The sequence below is a fragment of the Rhizobium sp. FKY42 genome, from assembly GCF_005222835.1.
In the GTDB taxonomy this organism is placed as follows: Bacteria; Pseudomonadota; Alphaproteobacteria; order Rhizobiales; family Rhizobiaceae; genus Neorhizobium.
In genome coordinates this window covers 135,015-151,314 of record NZ_STGA01000062.1, presented here as the reverse complement: position 1 = coordinate 151,314, position 16,300 = coordinate 135,015, and the positions used below count along the sequence as shown (strand labels likewise).

Here is a 16,300-nt window from a genome sequence, read left to right as displayed (position 1 = left end):
TCTCCACTACGATGTAGAACTCGTCCAGTCCTCCACCGTAGGTGGAGGTTTACTTTGATTGCAAAGAAGGTCCGGCCCGAAGCGTCGGGGGCTGGGGGGTAAGGTCAACGCTAGGGACCGGACCTAATGGCGCTGTGCGCCAACTGAATGACATTAATCTGGCGCGCGATTCGGGCACGGGTTTGTTCGAATTCAGGCGGAAAACGGCATTTAAGAAAAATTAAATAATGCGAATGGGAGCGCTGAAACTCCCATGGGTAGACAGCGTTAGCCTGTCAAACGCGCTTGCTTTTTGGCAGGCGTAGGGCACACTGTCACGCAGCCGTCATCAAAAACGGCCTTGGATTGAGGAGCGTTGATGAGCGATCAGCCAGATACAGGAGGGCGTGTTTCGACTACGGATGGCGCCAACGTGATCGAACTCAACCAGTACCGGCAGAGCACTGACGCCGTGCCCGTGATGTTCCACCGCAGGGAACTCGACGCGATCTTAAGAATTTACGGACGGATGGTTGGAGAGGGAGAGTGGAAGGACTACGCCATCGATCAGTTGCGGGACCGGGCTGTCTTTTCAGTTTTCAAGCGTTCCGGTGAGATGCCACTGTACCGGATTGAAAAGAATCCAAAGCTTGCGGCCAAGCAAGGCGCCTTCAGCGTTACCAATACGCATGGCATGATCCTGAAGCGAGGCCATGACTTGCAGCAAGTCTTGAAAGTCTTCGACAAGGTATTGAAGCTGATCGACTGAAGACTCAACTCTCGAAAAGTATACCGGGATAGGCACCAAGATCCGGCGGCGTCGTAGTGCCATCTCCCAGTACCCGCTGCATGAAAATCGTATCGAGCCACTGGCCGTGCTTGAAACCGGTCCCTTTCATGGTTCCAACCATTTCGAAGCCGAGCGATGCATGCAGACCGGCAGAGGCAGAGCTTGCGCCGCCGATGACCGCTGCCATCTGCCGAAAGCCGAGACCCGTACAGCGCTCTATGAGTTCCTTCAGGAGCACCTTTCCCAAGCCGCGACCTCTGGCGAGGGGAGAAAGGTAGATCGAATCCTCGACAAGCCAGCGATAGGCAGGGCGGGTCCTGAACGCTGAGGCATAGGCGTAGCCAAGAAGCGTGCCGTCGGCATCTTCAGCCACCACATACGGATACCCCTTCTCGATAATCGCCTTGAAACGTTGCAGCATTTCCGCCTCGCCCGGCGGCGTGATCTCATAGCTTGCCGTACCGTTCAGGACGCTATCGCGATATATGTCTGTAATGGCGGGTATATCGGTGTGGCTCGCGTCGCGCAGATGATAGGTCATATCAGTTCAATCCGGATAATGTCCTGCGTTGATAAAATCCATCAGGCCTGAACTGCAACAAAAAAGGCGAGCCGAAGCTCGCCTTTGAAAGTCGCAATACGCAGAATTATTATTCTGCTGCACCTTCGGATGCTGCAGCGGCTTCTGCTGCTGCCTTTTCGGCGGCAAGAGCCTGTGCAGCTGCAACCTTTTCAGCTTCGATACGTGCACGCTCTTCAGCAGCGGCAGCACGTTCAGCTTCGTTGAGCTTGCGAGCACGGGTGTTTGTGTTCTCGACGATACGAGCAGACTTACCGCGACGATCGCGCAGGTAGTACAGCTTCGCGCGACGAACCTTACCGCGGCGAACGACTTCAACGCTGTCGACCAGCGGAGAGTAAACCGGGAATACGCGCTCAACGCCTTCGCCGTAGGAGATCTTGCGAACGGTAAAGCTCTCGTTGATGCCGCCGCCGGAACGAGCGATGCAAACACCTTCATAGGCCTGAACGCGGGTACGGTTGCCTTCGCGAACCGTTACGTTGACGCGGAGCGTATCGCCCGGAGAGAATTCCGGCAGCTTGCGCTTGGCTTCGATCTTGGCAGCCTGTTCGGCTTCCAGCTGAGCAATGATATCTGTCATGTTAACCTCTAGGTTCTTCTGAAACGACCAGAGCGCTCGACATCGGACCTTCGGACTTGCCTTGGAGCCGTGCCGTGAACCAAAAGAGCAAGTTCACAAGCAAGAGCGGATTCGCCATTCTTTGTTGCGGTCAACGGGAGAAACTCCCATGTCCGCGTGGGCCTTTACACCATGAGGGCAGGTTTGTCACCCCTCCAGCTTGGGAATCTGAACTCAAGATCATCCTGATATGCCCTTGCAGCAGGACCCAGCAACCGATAAGCCGCTCGATCATCAGGTTGCAAGGGAGGGCACCGGGTGTCTATTTCGATTATCGTCTTGCTGTTCGTCTCCGGCTTTTTATCGGGAGCGGTTAATGCCATAGCAGGTGGCGGCACATTCTTGACCTTTGGCGCGCTGACACTTGCAGGCCTGCCGCCAATTTCGGCCAATGCGACCTCGTCCATCGTGCAATTTCCCGGCTATGTGACCTCGACGCTTGCCTACAAAACCGAGTTAATGAAGCGCTGGCGAAGCGCCGTCGCCTTGACCATCATTTCCGCGGTCGGCGGGCTTACGGGCGCCCTCACCCTGCTGGCGCTCGACAATCCTTCCTTTCGCGCCATGGTCCCGTGGCTGCTGGCTGCGGCAACGGCCATCTTTGCGGCCGGTCCGCTCTTGAAGCCCAAAGCGTCTGCGGAAAGAACCGGCACGTCGCTGTCCTCGGCCATTGGCCAGTTTCTGACCGCGATCTATGGCGGTTTCTTCGGCGCAGGCATGGGCATCATGATGCTGGCCGTTCTGGGCCTGACTACTGGTGGAAGCTATCATCACCTCAACGCGCTGAAGAACCTGCTCGCCATGGTGATTGCCGCTGTCGCCATCATCGTCTTCGTCGGCGGTGGTGTCGTGGGCTGGGCGCAGGCCGTGATCATGATTCCCGCAGGCGCTGCTGGTGGCTATGCAGGTGTCTGGCTAGCACGGCGAGTTCCGCAAACCATCATGCGCATGCTGGTGGTTGCTGTCGGCACAGCGCTGACGATCTATTACTTCGTCACAGGCTGAGCGACTTTCTCCAGAAGATCGGGTCTGCGCGCCTTTGTCAGCGCCAGTGCCTGTTCATGGCGCCATTTGTCGATCGCCGCATGATTTCCGGACGTCAGAACGGACGGGATGGCAACGCCTTCGAATTCCTGCGGGCGCGTGTAGTGCGGATGCTCCAGCAGACCGGTCTCAAAGCTCTCATGCGTGCCGGACAATGCATTTCCCATGACACCCGGCAGAATGCGCACGACGGCATCCAGAACGGTCAGCGCCGCCGGTTCGCCACCGGACAGGATGTAGTCGCCAATCGACACCTCTTCCAGCTGACGACCGTCAATGACCCGCTGATCCACCCCCTCGAAACGACCGCAGACGATGACAACGCCCTCGCCTTCTGCCAGTTGGCGCACCCGTTCTTGAGTCAACGGTTTGCCACGTGGGCTCATCAAGACGCGCGGACGTGAATCCTGAGCCAGTGAATCGATGGCTTGTGCCAGGATATCCGGCTTCAGCACCATGCCTGCACCACCCCCAGCCGGCGTATCATCCACCGTACGGTGCTTGTCCTTGGCAAAGTCGCGAATTTGCACGGCTTCCAGCGACCAGTCGCCCCGCTCCATGGCCTTGCCCGAGAGGGAATGGCCGAGATGGCCGGGAAACATTTCCGGGTAGAGAGTCAAAACCGTTGCGCGGAAGGTCATGGGACGGATCAATCCCGCTTCTTCTTCGGTGGTGATTTCCTGTCCGATGCATCCGGCTTGCCATCGGGGATCTCACCCTTGAGATCGTCACTGTCAGGCAGATCGATCAGACCCGCAGCAATGGGGTCGACAAGAAGCTTGCCGTTTTCAAGGTCGATTTCCAGAACCGCAGCCTCGGTGAAGGGAATGAGTGTCGGCCGCTTGTTGGGCGCTTTAAGCTCTAGAAGATCGCCAGCGCCGAAGTCGAACACGCTGCTAACCACACCATAGCTGATGCCATCGGCATCGACGGCCTCCAGGCCTTCCAGATCGGCATAGAAGAACTCGTCATCATCCAGCTCGTCGTCGGGCAGGTTTTCACGATCAATGAAGAGTTCCAGCCCGTTCAGCGCTTCGGCGGCATTGCGGTCATTGATGCCGCGAAAGCGCACAATGACGACATTCTTGGCTTCTCGAATTTCCAGAATTTCGAAGACCCGGCCATCCTCGCTGTGAAGATTGCCATAATCACCCAAGGCCATAGGGTCTTCCGTGAAGGAACGCACCCGCACCTCTCCGCGCAAGCCCTGCGCTGCGCCAACGGTCGCCATGAGGATGGGGTTCTCGAGCTTTGCCATGGTTTTATCCTGCCTGTTCCGCCAGATGCTGTAACCCGGATCGGCGCTCTTGAAAACAGAAAGACCGAAATAGCAAAGCGGGCGGCGTGTTTCCACGCCACCCGCTCTGAATTCGACAATGCAACAGCTTATTCAGCAGCAGCGGCTTCAGCAGCCTTCTGTGCCTTTTCAGCAGCGCGCTCCTGAGCCTTCTTGCCCGGCTTGCCCTTTTCAGCATTGTTGCGAGCAGCGCGCTCTGCAATGCCAGCTTCTGCCATGAAGCGCAGAACGCGGTCGGTCGGCTGTGCGCCCTTGGCAACCCATGCCTTGATGCCTTCAACGTCGAGCTTGACGCGCTCGGCATTGTCCTTCGGCAGCATCGGGTTCCAGGAACCGAGCGTTGCGATGAAGCGGCCATCGCGCGGCGCGCGGGCATCTGCAACAACAACGTGGTAGTAAGGACGCTTCTTGGAACCACCACGGGCCAGACGGATCTTCAGGGACATTTCAAACTCCTTCGGTTTTTCAGTAAGGGCCGTCTTCTTCGACGGTCCTGTTGTTTCGAGGCCGCGATCAGGCGGTCTTTTCAGTGACGCCGCCGTGTTCGGCAGCAATGGCTTCATGATGACGGATGACTTCCTTGATAATGAAATTCAGGAACTTCTCCGCAAAATCCGGATCGAGCTGCGCATCCTTGGCAAGGCGGCGCAAGCGCTCGATCTGGTATTCCTCGCGCGCCGGGTCTGCCGGCGGCAAATCGAACTGGGCCTTCAGAATGCCCACTTCCTTCGTACAGCGAAAACGCTCCGCCAGCATGTGCACCAGAGCCGCGTCGATATTGTCGATCGACTGGCGATACTTGCCGAGCTGTTCTTTGACCTTTGGATCAACCATGGCTTTGAGCGCCTCCCCTCACTTCTTCTTCGGAAAGCCGGGAAGACCCGGCAGGCCGCCCAACCCCGGAAGTTTGCCGCCCAATCCTGGCATTCCACCGGGAAGACCCGGCATCGAACCCGGCTTGAAGCCTGCGGCTTCCGCCTGCTTCGCCAGCGCTTCCAGCTGCTTGGGGTCCATCTGCGACAAATCGGGCATGCCGCCCATACCGCCACCCATACCACCACCAAGGCCACCAAGACCCATCTTGCCCGCAAGGCCACCCATCATCTGCTTCATGATGCCGCCCTTGCCCTTGGCACCCATGGCCTTCATCATGTCCGCCATCTGGCGATGCATCTTGAGGAGCTTGTTGATTTCAGCGGCATCCGTGCCCGAACCGGCAGCAATGCGCTTCTTGCGGCTGTGCTTGAGGATATCCGGGTTGGCACGCTCGGCCTTGGTCATGGACGAAATAATGGCGAGCTGACGATCAAACATCTTGTCGCTCATGCCAGAGGCGGCCAGCTTGTCCTTCATGCCCGCCATGCCGGGCATCATTCCCATGATGCCGCCCATGCCGCCCAGCGACTTCATCTGCTTCAACTGCTCGGCCAGATCATTCAGGTCGAACTTGCCCTTGGCCATCTTTTCGGCCATGGCACGCGCTTTTTCAGCGTCGATGTTTTCGGCAGCCTTTTCGACCAGCGAAACGATATCGCCCATGCCGAGAATGCGGTCTGCGATGCGGCGCGGGTGGAACTCGTCGAGCTCCGACATCTTTTCGCCGATACCGATCAGCTTGATCGGCTTGCCGGTGACGGCACGCATGGAGAGGGCTGCACCGCCGCGGCCATCGCCATCCATACGGGTGAGAACGAGGCCGGTGATGCCGACGCGCTCATCGAAATTGCGGGCGAGGTTGACGGCATCCTGACCGGTCAGCGAATCCGCAACCAGCAGAATTTCGTGCGGCTTGGAGCGGGCCTTGATCTCGGCCATCTCCGCCATCAGCGGCTCGTCAATATGTGTGCGGCCAGCCGTATCGAGAATAACCACGTCATGACCGCCGAGCTTGGCGGCCTGAACGGCGCGGGACGCGATATCCGTCGGCGATTGGCCCGCAATGATCGGCAGCGTATCGACGCCCGTCTGAACGCCCAGCTGGCGCAATTGCTCCTGCGCGGCCGGACGGCGCGTATCGAGCGATGCCATCAGCACCTTTTTGCGGTCGCGGTCTGTCAACCGCTTGGCAATCTTGCCGGTGGTGGTGGTCTTACCCGAACCCTGCAGACCGACCATCATGATGACGACCGGCGCGGGCGCATTGAGATCGATCGAAACGCCTTCCGAACCCAGCATCTCGACCAGTTCGTCATGAACGATCTTGACGACCATCTGGCCGGGCTTGATCGACTTCAGAACAGAAGCACCAACGGCCTTTTCGCGAACGCGATCAGTAAAGGAGCGAACGACCTCGAGAGCAACGTCCGCTTCCAGAAGCGCACGGCGAACCTCGCGCATGGCCGCCGAGACATCCGCCTCGGAAAGCGCGCCACGGCCGGTCAGTCCACTCAAGATGGAACCAAGACGGTCCTGGAGGTTTTCGAACATCGTTTCATCCTTCTTGACGTTGCACAGTGCTGACTGACGCAAACGTCGGGTCTTTGCCGCCGAAAAACAAGACGCAAAGCCAAAAGACACCCGAGGGCGCAACGCGCTGTCGGGTGTTGACCTCCGGGATCTCTTTATACCTTCACGGGTCCCGGTCGGCGGCTAAAGTTCTTGAAACTTTCAGCAGATGCGCGGCTTAAACAGGAACTTGCCCGCAAAGTCAAGGCTTGCAGGGATTATGGCAAAACCTGGAAAGCCGAGAGCAAAGCAGAACCAATTCAATGAGTTAACTAAATACTTGAAATTAATCATCTTTCGCGATAGATTGGACATATGTCCTACATTCCGAGATATATACCTAACGCGCAAAAAGCACTCGAAGCAATCCTTTGGATTGTGACGGCAAGGCCTGGATTCGACGTGTATCACATCGTTAAGGCTGCATTTTTTGCCGATAAGTATCACTTGCAAAACTATGGTCGCCCGATTTGCGGAGACCTTTATAGTGCCGCCCCATTCGGGCCCCTTCCGCAGGTCATTTATAACCTTCTGAAACGCGATCCGATTGAGATGATTGCTCTGGATAGCAACGGCAATCTTCCTTTGATGATCGACGATGCGCACAGAGTTTATGGCGAACGGGAGCCCAATCTTAGACGTCTCTCCGAAACAGACCGAGAAGCCCTGAAGTTTGGCGTGGAACATGTCGATGGGCGTCGCTTCGATGACATCTATGAGGAAACTCATGATGATCCGGCATACGTGAAAGCCGCAGGTTTACAGATGGATTACCGGGACTTCTTGACCGATGATGATCCTTTGCGTGCTGATAAGGCGGAAATGATCGAGGAAACAGCCCGTTCGGCAGTCTTCTAAATGGCGTTGCTGGTTGGCCATGTCATTCGCGTTTGGGATCGCAAGACTAAGCCGCCGAAATTCAAGCGGCACATATGTATTTGCCCCCAAGCGAATATGTTTTTCCGTATAAACTCAAAACCGCTATTCCCTCCGCACATGATCTTGAGAGCTGAGGGGGCGCCCTTCCTCGAACATGATAGCTATATTGAATTACAACAGCTGATCAAGGACATGGCATTCGAAGTCAACCAAGCAGAAGTGCTTGGTCGCCTCACTCCAACACATGTTCAGGCTTTAAAAATATCCATCACGCAATGTGGTGCCCTTACCGATGAAGTGAAAGATTTCATCATGAACCGGCTCGATCAATATTAGTACCTTGGATTGAGCGATGAAACGACGCAACTTCTTGAAATGGTCAGCAATCGGCGGTCTTGCTCTTCTCGGAGGCGGGCTTGCGGCAGGGAGAGCCATGGCAGCCAATAAGTATTATGCGGGGCCGGTGTCCGATCATTTCGATGGAACGCGTTTCTTCAATCCGGGTGGCGAGGCACCGAAGGGCTTGGGCAATCTGCTGAAATGGCGGTTTAACAGCAAGAGCATTGACTGGCCTGAGGCCTATCCCAGCCCGTTTGCAGGCGCAAAGCCTGAAAAGCGTGTTACTGGAAACCGCATGGTGGTGACCATGGTCGGGCATGCTTCCATGCTGATCCAGGTTGCGGGCCTGAACATCCTGACCGACCCCGTCTGGTCGGACCGCACCAGTCCCGTTTCCTTTGCTGGACCGAGACGCGTTAACGAACCCGGCATCCGGCTGGAAGATTTGCCGGCTATCGATCTCGTGATCATTACCCACAACCACTATGACCATCTGGACATCGAAACGCTGAAGCGCATTCACGCAGCCCATCGTCCACGCTACATTACGCCGCTTGGCAACGACAAAGTCTTCGGACCGGAACTGGATGATCCGCGCATCACCGTCATGGATTGGGACTCGAAGGATTATGTCGGCAAAAACGTGACCATCCATTGCGAGCCGTGCCACCACTGGTCGGCCCGTGGGCTTGGCGACCGCAGCATGGCTCTATGGGGCGCTTTCGTGATCGAGACACTGGCCGGCAAGATCTATCACATTGGTGACACGGGCTTCCATCAGGGCATCAACTATAAGGCGGCACAGGAAAAGCATGGCTCCTTCCGTCTGGCCATTCTGCCGATCGGTGCCTATGAACCGCGCTGGTTCATGCAAGCGCAACACCAGAACCCGGAGGAAGCCGTGGCCGGAATGCAGCTTGCCAAGGCATCCTACGCCATTGGCCACCACTGGGGCACGGTGAAGCTGACCGATGAGGGCATAGAAGAACCGCTGGCAGCGCTGCGCAATGCGCTTCAGGCAGCACAAGTCAAGCCTGAGAGGTTCCGTCCGCTTCGGCCAGGAGAAGCCTTTGACGTGCCTGAAGCCTGAAGACCGGACAGAAACCCGGACACGGACCGTAATCTGATAGAAAATTCGAATATCTCAATCTTTAGCTGAGCAGAAAATTTTGCAAACGCACAAGATGTGACGTTGACACATCAGACAGTTCGCTCCAGAATCGCGCGCATTCACCAGGGGTGTCCCGCAAGGGGCTGAGATTCCGCTGGGCTTGTGCTTAAAGGCCAAGCAGCGCGGTGACCCGTTGAACCTGATCCAGTTCATACTGGCGTAGGGACGGTGCGAGCGCGCGAATTGTACAAGGCGATAAGCCTTGTCTCGGCGTCTATCCATCTTTCCGGCTGACTTGACTGGATCTCCAAACTCAAACCTTGGAGTTCCACGATGAACATTGCCCAGAACTTCCCGCGACTTGATGTGACGACGGGTCCGCTTCCTGCATCCACCAAGATTCATGTCAGCGGCGAACTGCACCCGGAGATCCGGGTTCCGCTGCGCCAGATCGCCCTGCATCCGACCTCCGGCGAACCGCCTGTCACGGTCTATGATTCATCCGGTCCCTATACCGATCCGGCGGTTGCGATCGAGATCGAGAAGGGCTTAGCCCCCCTGCGCGAGACCTGGGTTGCAGCGCGCGGCGACACGGAAGCTTACATGGGCCGCGATGTGAAGCCGGAGGATAACGGTTATGCCAGCGGCGAGCGCCTGACGCCCGCCTTCCCCATTCAGCCGAAGCCGCGACGTGCCATTGAAGGCAAAGCCGTGACCCAGCTTGCCTATGCGCGGGCAGGGATCATCACGCCGGAAATGGAGTTCGTGGCGATCCGCGAGAATCTTGGGCGCAGAGCCATCAAGGAAAAGCTGGCGAGAGATGGCGAGAGCTTTGGCGCTGCCATTCCGGACTATGTGACGCCGGAATTCGTGCGGCAGGAAGTGGCACTTGGTCGCGCCATCATCCCCGCCAACATCAACCACCCGGAACTGGAGCCGATGGCGATTGGCCGAAACTTCCTGGTCAAGATCAACGCCAATATCGGAAATTCTGCCGTCACCTCCTCCATGGCGGAGGAAGTGGAAAAGATGGTCTGGGCGATCCGCTGGGGAGCCGATACGGTGATGGACCTTTCCACCGGGCGCAACATTCACAATATCCGCGACTGGATCATCCGCAATTCGCCGGTGCCGATTGGCACCGTGCCGCTCTATCAGGCGCTGGAGAAGGTCGGTGGCATTGCCGAGGATCTGACCTGGGAGGTGTTCCGCGACACGCTGATCGAACAGGCGGAACAGGGCGTCGATTACTTTACCATCCATGCAGGTGTGCGCCTTCACTACATTCCGCTGACGGTCAATCGTGTGACGGGTATCGTGTCGCGCGGCGGCTCGATCATGGCCAAGTGGTGCCTGCACCACCACAAGGAGAGCTTCCTTTACGAGCATTTCGAAGAAATCTGCGACATCTGCCGCGCCTACGATGTGTCCTTCTCACTGGGGGACGGCCTGCGCCCCGGCTCGATTGCCGATGCCAATGACGCCGCGCAGTTTGCCGAGCTGGAAACGCTGGGCGAGCTGACCAAGATTGCCTGGGCGAAGGATTGCCAGGTGATGATCGAGGGTCCGGGCCATGTTCCCATGCACAAGATCAAGGAGAACATGGACAAGCAGTTGAAGGTGTGTGGCGAGGCACCGTTCTATACACTCGGACCGCTGACGACAGACATCGCACCCGGTTACGACCACATCACCTCCGGCATCGGGGCGGCCATGATCGGCTGGTACGGCACGGCCATGCTCTGCTACGTGACACCCAAGGAGCATCTTGGTCTGCCTGACCGTGACGATGTGAAGGTGGGGGTCATCACCTACAAGATCGCAGCCCATGCGGCCGATCTCGCCAAGGGGCATCCGGCAGCACAGGTGCGCGACGATGCGCTATCGCGCGCCCGTTTCGAGTTTCGCTGGGAGGATCAGTTCAACCTCGCGCTCGATCCGGACACTGCCCGCTCCTATCACGACGAGACCCTCCCGAAAGAAGCGCACAAGGTCGCGCATTTCTGCTCCATGTGCGGGCCGAAATTCTGCTCCATGCGCATATCGCATGACATCCGCGCCGAGGCGCAGAAGGAAGGGCTGGAGGCCATGGCCGCAAAGTTCCGCGAGGGCGGCGATCTTTACATGCCGATTTCGGAAGATGGACGGGCCTGAACGATGAGCATTCTGATCAAAGGGGCCGGTGTTGCCGGCCTCGTGCTCGCCTATGAATTGCGCCGCCGCGGCCTGAACGTGACGCTGAATGATACCGCCCCTTCGGGCGGTCATGGCGCATCCTATTATGCCGGAGGCATGCTGGCACCCTGGTGTGAGCGGGAATCGGCCAATGAGACAGTGTTCGAACTCGGCCTTTCCGCCGCCGACTGGTGGGAGCAAGCCCTGCCAGGACTGGTGCATCGCAAGGGGACACTGGTGGTTGCGCAAAACCGTGATCGCGTGGAACTGGAGCGCTTTGCCAAACGGACCAATGGCTATCAATGGCTGGATGAAAACGGCGTTGCCGCGCTGGAACCTGCGCTGGCGGGGCGTTTTCAGCGCGGGCTCTATTTCGCCGGCGAAGCGCATCTGGACCCGCGGAAGGCACTGCGCAGCCTTCAGGAAAAACTGGAAAATTGCGGTGTCACCATGTCCTTTAGCCAACGACTGGCAACGCCGCTGCGCACCTTCTCCAGCGTGGTTGATTGCACCGGTCCCTCCGCCATTGGCACGATAAAGGGCCTGCGCGGTGTGCGCGGGGAAATGCTGATGCTGGAGACCCGCGACATCCAGCTGACCCGCACCGTGCGTGTCCTGCATCCACGCCACCCGATCTACATCGTCCCTCGTGGCGAGGGGCGCTTCATGCTGGGCGCAACCATGATCGAGAGCAATGACGGGAGCGAGGCCTCCGCTCGCTCGATCATGGAACTGCTCAACATCGCCTTTGCGCTTCACCCGGCCTTCGGCGAGGCCCGCATTCTGGAAACGGGAGCAGGCGTTCGTCCGGCCTTCATCAACAACACGCCGCGTATTGTGAAAACACGGGACGGCATCGCCATTACCGGGCTCTATCGCCATGGATTTCTGGCAGCACCCGCACTCGCGAAGGAGGCCGCGGATCTTCTCCAGCGAAGCAGACGAAAGGGAGCGGCATGAACGTGATCGTGAACGGCGAAAATGTCAGTGTTCGGGCCAAGACGCTCGCTGATCTGCTGCAGGAAATGGAATACGAAGGCGAATGGCTGGCAACAGCTGTCAATGAGGAACTCGTTCACCGCGAAGAACGGGGGACGTTGAAACTAAAACCGAATGACCGGATAGAGATCCTCTCGCCCCGGCAGGGAGGCTGACCATGGCATTCTGCCTCTATGGAACGACAGTCCGCTCCCGTCTGCTGCTCGGCACCGCCCGCTATCCATCGCCGCTAGACCTGTCTGCCGCCGTGAGGCAATCTGGAACCGAGATCGTGACTGTCTCGCTGCGGCGCGAAACCGCCGGTGGGCGCACGGGCGGCGGTTTCATCGAAATGATCCGAGACCTGGGTGTGCATGTTCTGCCCAACACCGCCGGATGCCATGCCGTATCCGAAGCGGTGTTGACGGCAAAAATGGCGCGCGATCTCTTCCGCACCAACTGGATCAAGCTGGAGCTGATCGGCCATCAGGACACGCTACAGCCGGATGTCTTCCAGCTGGTAGAGGCTGCCCGTATCCTGAGCGATGAAGGGTTTGAGGTCTTTCCCTACACGACGGACGATCTGGTCGTGGGTGAGCGCCTGCTGCAGGCAGGCTGCAAGGTACTGATGCCTTGGTGCGCGCCGATTGGCAGCGCCATGGGTCCGCAGAACATCCCGGCGCTGCGTTCCATGCGGGCAGAGTTTCCCGATATTCCGTTGATCGTCGATGCCGGCATGGGACGCCCCTCCCATGCCACGACGGTCATGGAACTGGGCTACGATGCGGTGCTCTTGAACACCGCCGTGTCCGGCGCGGGCGACCCGGCCAGTATGGCAAGAGCCTTCGCCTTGGCAATCGAGGCAGGCAAGCTGGGCTATGATGCAGGCCTTCTGGAGCCAAGGGATATGGCCGTTCCGTCCACGCCCGTCATCGGCAAGGGTGTTTTTGCGTGAAGCGGGGCGTGACGCCACTGTCACATGATTGACATAAATGGCGGGCGGTCCCAGTGTTGCGACAAATCACTGGTTCACACAATGCCCGCCTACCTCTCCCCTACCCTCTTGACAGTGGCTTCCACATGAGCCCCGCCGTGATTGCGCTGGCACTGACGGCAGCGATTTTGCATGCAAGCTGGAACGCCTTTCTGCGCTCCGGTGCCGACCGCCTCTGGTCCATCACCGTTATGGGTGTGACCGGCATTGCAGCAACGCTGCCACTGCTTCTCTTCTATTTTCCCCTGCCCACATTGATGGGCTTCGGCTTTATCCTGGCGTCGTCGCTGTTGCAGGTCGCCTATAGTGTATTCCTCGTTTTCGCCTATCGGCTAGGGGATCTCGGACAGGTCTACCCCATAGTACGCGGCTCGGTGCCGCTGCTCGTCTCACTCGGCACCTTTTTGCTAACGGGCCAGATGTTGAGCTTCAGCCAGTTGATCGGCGTGTCGCTGGTGGCCATCGGCATCATGAGCCTGTCCATCGGGCGCAACCGGGCGCCCACGTCCTCGATCCTCTGGGCGCTTTTGACCGGCCTGATCATTGCGACCTATGCGACGGTCGATTCCACCGGAGTGAAGCATTTCGATGACCCGAAAGCCTATGCCGCCTGGGTTCTGTTCACCTATGGCGTACTGCTGATTGTCGCTTACGTGCTGATGCGCGGAAAGTTCACCCTGAACCTCAGGGAGCGCGAATGCCAGAAGGCGCTGCTGGCGGGCGTTTTCGTGCTGATCGCCTATGGCGTGGTGATCATAGCCTATTCCATGGGACCAGCAGGCCCGATCACCGCCATCCGCGAGACAAGCGTCGTCTTCGCAATGATCATCGGACGGTTGTTCCTGGGGGAAACACTCAGTCCCAAGCGCATTCTCGCCTGCCTGATTGTGGCAGCGGGGGCGATTGCGATTGGAAGATAAAGCAATTCCAACAAAATTGGGAACCGGTTTTGCGTTCGGAATTGCGCAGAGCAGGCAGGAAAAGGCCCCGCGATAGGATCGCGAGGCCCCCTCAGTTCAAATGCTATACGGCAATCTTGCCGCCGCCGATCTTGGTAATCGCGACCACAGCCGGACGGGTCGGCATATCCGGCTTGAAGTCCGGCCAGCGGGTGGAGAGATCCTCGTAATAGGACGGACGGCCATGGCCTTCCCAATCCTCACCGCCATCAGCCGGATGCTGAACGGCAACGAAGGCCGTCTCATCGTCCGGCGTGAACAGTGGGCCACACATTTCTGCACCAACTGGCACCCGGAAGAACAGCTTGGACGTGGCGCGAGCCGCACCTTCCGTATCGACCGCCCAGAGACCATCGGTACGACCGGTGCCCTTCGGGCTGTTGCCATCCGTTGCCACCCACAGACGACCTGCGCTATCCACTGCACAGTTATCCGGCATACCGAACCAGCCGTTCTTCGTCGTTTCCGTCGAGAATGTGGCGCCAACGGCCGCAACGGACGGATCGCCGCACTTCAGCAGCACTTCCCACTTACCGGCAGTCGCGGTGAAATCGCTATCGTTTTCAGTGATCTCGATGATGTGACCGAAGGCGTTTTCCGCACGCGGATTGGCGGCGTTGACCTGATCGGCCTTGCGCTTGCTGTTGTTGGTCAACATCACGTAGACCTTGCCGTTCACAGCGTTCGGCTGAATGTCTTCCGGGCGGTCCATCTTGGTGGCACCCAAAAGATCGCCTGCCTTGCGCGTTTCGATCAGCACATCGGCCTGGCTCTTGAAGCCGTTTGCTTCCGTTAGCGGCCCTTGACCATGGACCATGGGCAGCCACTGCATGGAACCGTCTTCGCCAAACTTGGCGACATAAAGCGTGCCCTTGTCGAGCAGGTCCATATTGGCCTTGCGATCCTTCGGGTTGAAGGTGCCGTCAGTCACGAACTTGTAGACATAGTCGAAGCGCTCGTCATCGCCGAGATAGAAGACGACCTTGCCATTCTTCGCCACGATGCTTTCCGCACCCTCATGCTTGAAGCGGCCAAGGGCCGTGCGCTTCTTCGGCGTAGACGTCGGATCCATGGCATCCACTTCCACAATCCAGCCGAAGCGGTTCGGCTCGTTCGGCTCCTTGGAAAGGTCGAAGCGGTCGTAGAAATTGCCCCACTCATAGGAGCCTTCCGGCACACCATAACGCTTGTAATTGGCCGCTTCGGCATGGCCTTCCGGCAGCTTGCCCTGGAAGTAACCGTGGAAGTTTTCTTCCGCCATGATGTAGGTGCCCCACGGAGTCACCCCGCCCGCACAGTTGTTCAGTGTGCCGAACACCTTGGTGCCGGTCGGATCGGCCGCAGTCTTCAGGCGATCATGACCAGCGGCAGGGCCGGTGATCTGCATCGGGGTGTTGGAGGTGATGCGGCGGTTCATCTTGCCATCGGCAATCACCTGCCACTTGCCGTTCTGCTTGCGGATTTCAACAATGGTGCCGCCATGGGCAGCCATTTCGACATCCACCTGCTCCTTGGAAAGCTTGTTTTGCTTGACCTTGCCATCGACGATCTTGACGAGGCCAGGGAACATCAGATGCGGGTTGGTGTACTCATGGTTCACAACCAGAAGGCCGTGAGTGGAAGACCCTTCCAGCGGAATGAAGCCCACGTAATCATTGTTGTAGCCGAACTGCTTGGCCTGTGCCTCTGCCGTCTGCTTCAGGGGATCGAAGTTCGGCGCGCCCGGCAGAACCGCATCGCCCCAGCGCAGCAGCACATCTGCATTATAGCCTTCCGCCACGTGATGCTTGGCATCGACGCCAGCTTCGATTTCGTTGAAGTTGAAAGCGGAACCGGCCTTGCCCGCCGCACGCGCCTCGTCTGCGCTCATCAGCGCAACAGGGCTGACGGTCGCCGCAATCGCGGAAACCGCGAGAGACCCTTGCAGGAAATTGCGGCGCGAGAACCGCTTCGAAATGATTTCGCCCATCGTGGCGTTATCGCTGATGTTGTGGCCCTCGCCATCCGCCTCTTCCAACAGCGAGGTAGGGAAAGGATTATGCGTCACATGCTCGTTCATCGAACCGTCTCCTGATTGCTCTCTTTTAAAGGTGTTCCAATCTAGGCCT

The 16,300-nt window shown here is 58.2% G+C and carries 18 protein-coding genes and 1 riboswitch; of the genes, 10 read left to right on the top strand and 8 right to left on the bottom strand.

The genetic code is table 11. From position 1 onward, the window contains the following. Nucleotides 1–358 precede the first annotated feature (358 nt). Nucleotides 359–748: a DUF2794 domain-containing protein gene (locus E8M78_RS20825; protein ID WP_137136868.1), complete on the top strand. Its 390-nt coding sequence runs from the start codon at nucleotides 359–361 to the stop codon at nucleotides 746–748. A 4-nt stretch (nucleotides 749–752) separates the two neighbouring features. Here E8M78_RS20825 and E8M78_RS20820 read toward each other — a convergent pair whose 3' ends face one another. Next, a complete protein-coding gene (locus E8M78_RS20820; protein WP_137136867.1) occupies nucleotides 753–1,310 on the bottom strand; it encodes a GNAT family N-acetyltransferase in 558 nt (185 codons plus the stop codon). 109 nt (nucleotides 1,311–1,419) lie between these two features. Beyond that, entirely contained in the window at nucleotides 1,420–1,932 is a 513-nt protein-coding gene (rplS, locus tag E8M78_RS20815) for a 50S ribosomal protein L19 (protein ID WP_137136866.1), read from the bottom strand. Between the two features lie 297 nt (nucleotides 1,933–2,229). Here rplS and E8M78_RS20810 point away from each other — a divergent pair, with 297 nt between their 5' ends. Next, complete coding sequence (locus tag E8M78_RS20810) at nucleotides 2,230–2,976, top strand: sulfite exporter TauE/SafE family protein (RefSeq protein WP_137136865.1); 747 nt, start codon at nucleotides 2,230–2,232, stop codon at nucleotides 2,974–2,976. Here E8M78_RS20810 and trmD read toward each other — a convergent pair. From trmD to ffh, 5 genes are all read right to left on the bottom strand, one after another. Next, nucleotides 2,958–3,656 (bottom strand): tRNA (guanosine(37)-N1)-methyltransferase TrmD, encoded by a 699-nt coding sequence (trmD, locus tag E8M78_RS20805; protein WP_137136864.1) that lies wholly within the window; start codon nucleotides 3,654–3,656, stop codon nucleotides 2,958–2,960. The two genes, E8M78_RS20810 and trmD, sit on opposite strands and share 19 nt — an antisense overlap. 8 nt (nucleotides 3,657–3,664) lie before the next feature. After that, nucleotides 3,665–4,273 (bottom strand): ribosome maturation factor RimM, encoded by a 609-nt coding sequence (gene rimM, locus E8M78_RS20800; RefSeq protein WP_137136863.1) that lies wholly within the window; start codon nucleotides 4,271–4,273, stop codon nucleotides 3,665–3,667. Nucleotides 4,274–4,401: 128 nt separating this feature from the next. Then, the gene (gene rpsP / locus E8M78_RS20795; RefSeq protein WP_137136862.1) at nucleotides 4,402–4,758 is read right to left on the bottom strand and encodes a 30S ribosomal protein S16; all 357 of its coding nucleotides are present in this window, start codon (nucleotides 4,756–4,758) and stop codon (nucleotides 4,402–4,404) included. Between the two features lie 67 nt (nucleotides 4,759–4,825). Next, nucleotides 4,826–5,146 (bottom strand): chorismate mutase, encoded by a 321-nt coding sequence (locus E8M78_RS20790; protein WP_062556167.1) that lies wholly within the window; start codon nucleotides 5,144–5,146, stop codon nucleotides 4,826–4,828. Between the two features lie 18 nt (nucleotides 5,147–5,164). Further along, the gene (gene ffh, locus E8M78_RS20785; protein WP_137136861.1) at nucleotides 5,165–6,739 is read right to left on the bottom strand and encodes a signal recognition particle protein; all 1,575 of its coding nucleotides are present in this window, start codon (nucleotides 6,737–6,739) and stop codon (nucleotides 5,165–5,167) included. A 333-nt stretch (nucleotides 6,740–7,072) separates the two neighbouring features. Here ffh and E8M78_RS20775 point away from each other — a divergent pair, with 333 nt between their 5' ends. The 8 genes from E8M78_RS20775 (at nucleotide 7,073) to E8M78_RS20740 (ending at nucleotide 14,153) form a co-directional block, all read left to right on the top strand. Next, nucleotides 7,073–7,615, top strand: coding sequence for a Panacea domain-containing protein (locus E8M78_RS20775; protein ID WP_137136860.1), 543 nt, complete (start codon nucleotides 7,073–7,075; stop codon nucleotides 7,613–7,615). Continuing rightward, nucleotides 7,616–7,972 carry a hypothetical protein gene (locus E8M78_RS20770; RefSeq protein WP_137136859.1) on the top strand — a complete coding sequence of 119 codons (357 nt, stop codon included), beginning with the start codon at nucleotides 7,616–7,618 and terminating at the stop codon, nucleotides 7,970–7,972. 16 nt (nucleotides 7,973–7,988) lie between these two features. Further along, nucleotides 7,989–9,065 (top strand): MBL fold metallo-hydrolase, encoded by a 1,077-nt coding sequence (locus E8M78_RS20765; RefSeq protein ID WP_137136858.1) that lies wholly within the window; start codon nucleotides 7,989–7,991, stop codon nucleotides 9,063–9,065. 135 nt (nucleotides 9,066–9,200) lie between these two features. Further along, nucleotides 9,201–9,330, top strand: a riboswitch (TPP riboswitch). Nucleotides 9,331–9,419: 89 nt separating this feature from the next. Further along, nucleotides 9,420–11,240, top strand: a complete 1,821-nt coding sequence (gene thiC, locus E8M78_RS20760; RefSeq protein ID WP_137136857.1) for a phosphomethylpyrimidine synthase ThiC — start codon at nucleotides 9,420–9,422, stop codon at nucleotides 11,238–11,240. A 3-nt stretch (nucleotides 11,241–11,243) separates the two neighbouring features. Continuing rightward, nucleotides 11,244–12,221: a glycine oxidase ThiO gene (thiO, locus tag E8M78_RS20755; protein WP_137136856.1), complete on the top strand. Its 978-nt coding sequence runs from the start codon at nucleotides 11,244–11,246 to the stop codon at nucleotides 12,219–12,221. Then, nucleotides 12,218–12,415 carry a sulfur carrier protein ThiS gene (thiS, locus tag E8M78_RS20750; protein WP_137136855.1) on the top strand — a complete coding sequence of 66 codons (198 nt, stop codon included), beginning with the start codon at nucleotides 12,218–12,220 and terminating at the stop codon, nucleotides 12,413–12,415. The genes thiO and thiS overlap by 4 nt, the downstream gene beginning before the upstream one ends. A gap of 2 nt (nucleotides 12,416–12,417) precedes the next feature. Continuing rightward, nucleotides 12,418–13,194, top strand: coding sequence for a thiazole synthase (locus E8M78_RS20745; RefSeq protein ID WP_137136854.1), 777 nt, complete (start codon nucleotides 12,418–12,420; stop codon nucleotides 13,192–13,194). 125 nt (nucleotides 13,195–13,319) lie between these two features. After that, nucleotides 13,320–14,153, top strand: coding sequence for a DMT family transporter (locus E8M78_RS20740; protein WP_137136853.1), 834 nt, complete (start codon nucleotides 13,320–13,322; stop codon nucleotides 14,151–14,153). A 103-nt stretch (nucleotides 14,154–14,256) separates the two neighbouring features. Here the strand turns inward: E8M78_RS20740 and E8M78_RS20735 are convergent, their stop codons facing one another. Continuing rightward, nucleotides 14,257–16,251 (bottom strand): PhoX family phosphatase, encoded by a 1,995-nt coding sequence (locus tag E8M78_RS20735; protein WP_137136852.1) that lies wholly within the window; start codon nucleotides 16,249–16,251, stop codon nucleotides 14,257–14,259. Nucleotides 16,252–16,300 lie beyond the last annotated feature (49 nt).